This window comes from Shewanella sp. SR43-4 (assembly GCF_014163845.1).
In the GTDB taxonomy this organism is placed as follows: domain Bacteria; phylum Pseudomonadota; class Gammaproteobacteria; order Enterobacterales; family Shewanellaceae; genus Shewanella; species Shewanella vesiculosa.
Genome location: NZ_JACJEB010000081.1, coordinates 1 through 218, shown reverse-complemented (window position 1 = coordinate 218; position 218 = coordinate 1). Strand labels below are relative to the sequence as shown.

General features: G+C 43.6%; 1 pseudogene. It reads left to right on the top strand.

The features are described from left to right. Window positions 1–218: pseudogene (locus H5123_RS20485) on the top strand (endonuclease III); the annotation flags it as partial.

The following is a 218-nucleotide window of genomic DNA, read 5'->3' as shown; positions in this document are numbered from 1 at the left end:
CTTTTGGTTGGCCAACCATTGCCGTTGACACGCATATTTTTAGGTTAGCAAACCGGACTAAATTTGCCCCAGGCAAAAATGTCGATCAAGTTGAACTGAATATGCTTAAAGTGGTGCCGAATGAGTTTAAAGTGGATGTTCATCATTGGTTTATTCTTCACGGACGGTACACTTGCTTAGCCAGAAAACCCCGTTGCGGCTCCTGTATTATCGAAGAC